At 66.7% G+C, this 3,768-nt stretch carries 3 protein-coding genes and 1 pseudogene; 2 read left to right on the top strand and 2 right to left on the bottom strand.

What is annotated here, in order from left to right; genetic code table 11:
* Window positions 1-277 (top strand): cytochrome c biogenesis protein ResB (locus tag A2J02_RS17960; RefSeq protein WP_197478055.1); only part of this gene is annotated, 277 nt, incomplete at its 5' end.
* A gap of 4 nt (window positions 278-281) precedes the next feature.
* A complete protein-coding gene (gene ccsB / locus A2J02_RS17965) occupies window positions 282-1,244 on the top strand; it encodes a c-type cytochrome biogenesis protein CcsB (protein ID WP_032373342.1) in 963 nt (320 codons plus the stop codon).
* A 6-nt stretch (window positions 1,245-1,250) separates the two neighbouring features.
* On the opposite strand, the pseudogene A2J02_RS27335 reads toward ccsB, so the two are convergent.
* A pseudogene (locus A2J02_RS27335) lies at window positions 1,251-1,550 on the bottom strand (DUF3703 domain-containing protein).
* 48 nt (window positions 1,551-1,598) lie between these two features.
* A complete protein-coding gene (locus tag A2J02_RS17970; RefSeq protein WP_082899528.1) occupies window positions 1,599-3,701 on the bottom strand; it encodes a heavy metal translocating P-type ATPase in 2,103 nt (700 codons plus the stop codon).
* Between the last annotated feature and the right edge of the window lie 67 nt (window positions 3,702-3,768).

Raw genomic sequence — 3,768 nt, forward strand, 5'->3', positions numbered from 1 at the left:
ATTCGCGAACCTCCAGGTCGGATACGACCCCGCGCAGCGGTGGGTGCTCGTGTTCGCGGTCACGATGATGACCGGACTACTGGTGTCCCTGGTCATCACACGTCGCCGTGTCTGGTTCCGGGTCCACCCCGGCGAGCGCGGTCTCTCGCCAGTGGACATGGGTGGCCTGGCTCGCACCGATCACGCCGGCTGGGGACCGGAATTCCAGACCCTTCGGTTGAAGATCTGGCCGCACACGCAGAGCCCGTCCGAGAACCACGACAGAGAAACGGTGTAGCACCATGCCGATCGACGACACCCTCGCCCGGTGGAGCGACATCAGCTTCGAGACCGCCTTCGTGGTCTATCTCCTCGCCGCGATCGCATTCCTCGCACAGCTCGCAACGACCCGTAGCGCGGAACTGCACAATACGGAGCGACTTCGTGCTCGGATCATTGCTGCCACGTCGACGACGCCCGGACGCATTCCCGACGCACCCCGGCGAGTTCCATCCGAACGTTTCGGGCGTAGCGGACTCGGGCTGGTGATGGTGGCACTGACCCTGCATATCGGGTCGATCATCCTTCGCGGGATCGCCACCGGCAGGCCGCCGTGGGGCAACATGTACGAATTCGTCTCGGTCACCTGCGCAGCAGGTGTAGTCGCTGCACTGGTGGTGCTGCGCTCGACGCAGCTACGCACCCTGTGGTTGTTCGTTCTGGTGCCGACGTTGATCCTGCTGTTCGTCGCCGGCACCGTGCTGTACGCCGACGCAGCACCGGTGGTACCGGCACTGCAGTCGTACTGGCTGCCGGTGCACGTCTCCATCGTCTCGCTCGGCAGCGGGGTGTTCCTGATCTCCGGGGTTGCGAGCATACTGTTCCTGATCCGCATGAAGCATCCCGAGGACTCGGGCAGCCGCGTGAGCCGGATCGCAGCCCGCCTGCCCTCCGCGCAGACACTGGACATCGTGGCCTACAAGACCACGATCTTCGCCTTCCCGCTCTTCGGCGTCGGCGTCATCCTCGGCGCTATCTGGGCCGAAGCCGCGTGGGGCCGGTTCTGGGGCTGGGATCCGAAAGAAACGGTCTCCTTCATCACCTGGATCGTCTACGCCTCCTACCTGCACGCCCGCGCCACCAGCGGGTGGCGCAACACCCGCGCAGCATGGATCAACATCGCCGGATTCGTGGCGATGCTGTTCAATCTGTTCATCATCAACATGGTCGTCTCCGGCCTGCACTCCTACGCAGGCCTGAACTGATGACCGCTATCTGCCTCTCAGCGCGTCCGTACGGTCCTGCGGAATGGGCATCGGCGACATCGGTCCCGCCTCGACCCGGCCGGTGTTACCGGCCGGGTATCGCCCCGACCACGATCCTGGAGCAGCGATCACGATCCGGATCACCTGACCCCAGGATTCGCGCCGATCATGTTCTACCGCCGCAGCTTTCACCATCGCGGCGTGGTTGAGAGCATGCAATCACGGATAGTGCTGCGAGAGGATGTGTGTTCGTTCGAGGTGGTGCCAGCGCACCTCTGTTGTCGATGCCGCTGCTGCTGGGGTCATGTCGATCCCGTAGAGCCTGCATGCAGTCCGATCACCGCCCGCAGGTCTCTACCTTCCCTGACCGAGTTCGCTTCGCGCGGGAGTCGATGTGCAGCAGGTACATCCATCCGAGCACCCGGAGCTGCTGCCGTCGTCTGCTCCGATCGCCGAGGGTGACGGTGCGGTGGTGGCGGCCAGTAGGTTCCCAGATGCGAGAGGCGCAGCGTTCCTCGGCGTCGGGGCCGGAGCGCAGCAGGCATCCTCGAAGGCCGCTGCGGGTGCGATCGTGACATTGAGGGCACCGGATGCCGTAGGCGGTGGGACGAACCCGTCCAACGGTGTGGTGCGGGCGGCACGAATCGCATTGGCGATCACCAGGACTTCGGCGAGTTCGTGGACGAGCACCACAGTCGCCAAACCGAGGACGCCGGTGGCAGCCAGTGGGACGAGCACGCCGATGATCGCGATCGACAGGGCGATGTTCTGGACCATGATGCCGCGGGCATGCCGAGCGTGGGCCAGCACCTGCGGTAGATGCCGGAGGTCTTCCCCCATGAGGGCAACATCGGCGGTCTCGATGGCAACGTCGGTTCCCATTGCGCCCATGGCGATACCGACATCTGCGGTCGCCAAGGCGGGAGCGTCGTTGATGCCGTCGCCGACCATGGCAATCTTGCGTCCGGCCGCGATGTCGGCGAGCAGGGCCGCTTTGTCCTCGGGCAGTAGTTCGGCGTGGACGGCGGTGATACCCGCCTGGGTCGCCAGGGCCTGCGCAGTGAGTGCGTTGTCGCCGGTGAGCATCGCAGTGTCGATACCGAGCGCGGTGAGTTGGCGGACAGCCTCGGCGGCCTCGGGCCGCAGTTCGTCGCGGACGGCGATCGCAGCGATCAGGACTCCGGCGCGTTCGACGAGAACGACTGTGGCACCGCTGCTTTGGAGACGAGCGACGTCGGCGCGGAACTCCTCGGAGCTGGGGTGGGTGTCGAACCAGCTCGGTTTCCCGAGCCTGATCGCGGCTCCGTCGAGGGTGCCGGTCAGGCCGTGTCCGGCGATGGCAGTGACATCATCGGCTGCCGCGACGGTCGATACGGAAGCGAGGATGGCGCGGGCGAGTGGATGCTCGCTGCGCGCTTCGAGCGCAGCAGCAACGGCCAGCGCGGCGTCGCGGCCGATTCCCGCAGCGGTGACGACGTCGACGACCTCCGGTCGTCCTGCGGTGAGGGTGCCGGTCTTGTCCACGGCGACGACGCGGATGCGGCCCAGCTCTTCTACTGCTGCACCGCCTTTGATCAATGCCCCGTTGCGGCTCGCAGCCCCGATCGCCGCCACCACCGACAGCGGCACCGAGATGGCCAACGCGCACGGTGATGCCGCGACCAGGACCACCAGTGCGCGTTCGAGCCACAACATGGGGTCACCGAGCACCGCACCGACGCCGGCGACGAGGGCGGCGAGAATCATGATCGAAGGCACGAGGGGACGTGCGATCCGGTCCGCGAGCCGCTGGCCGGCCCCTTTGCGGTCCTGGGCCTGTTCGACGATGCGGACGATGCGCGCAAGCGAACTCTCCGATGCCGGCGCGGTGACGGTGATCTCGATGGCTCCGCCGCCGTTGATGGCACCGGCATGCACCTCGTCGCCGACACCGGCTTCGATGGGCACGGACTCGCCGGTGATCGCGGACACGTCCAGATTCGTCGAACCGCGTGCGATGGTGCCGTCCGTGGCAGCTCGCTCGCCCGGTCGCAGCACCATGGTGTCCCCGATCACGACATCGTCGGGGGGCAGGGCCTGCTCGGTTCCACCGCGCAGGACCGACACTGTCGGCGGCACCAAGGACAGAAGTGCGCGTAGTCCGCGGCGGGTCTTGGTGACCGCGTACTCCTCGAGTCCCTCGGCGACGGAAAACAGGATGCCGAGCATCGCGGCCTCGGGGATCTGGCCCAATGCGATGGCACCGAGGAGCGCGATCGTCATCAGCGTGCCGACACCGATGCGGCCGTGTCGCAGATTTCTCACCGTCGCGGGAACGAAGGTGACGGCCGCGATCGCGGCAGCGATCAGACCGCCGACGGTCGCGACCGCATCGGCACCCGTTCGACCGAGCAACCACGATGCGGCGAGGATGATCGCGGCTACCGATGCGAGTTGCAGCTCGCGGACCTGCCACAACCTCTGGGGTACGTCGGTCGGAGCCGGACCTGCCGTGCCCGTACCGTCGGCGGCCGGTTCGGTGGTC

The organism is Rhodococcus sp. EPR-147, assembly GCF_001647185.1.
Lineage (GTDB): Bacteria > Actinomycetota > Actinomycetes > Mycobacteriales > Mycobacteriaceae > Rhodococcoides.

What these genes read in the sequence shown, in the direction of transcription:
- ccsB (WP_032373342.1), top strand. Translation starts at nt 282, where the DNA reads ATGCCGATCGACGACACCCTCGCCCGGTGGAGCGACATCAGCTTCGAG.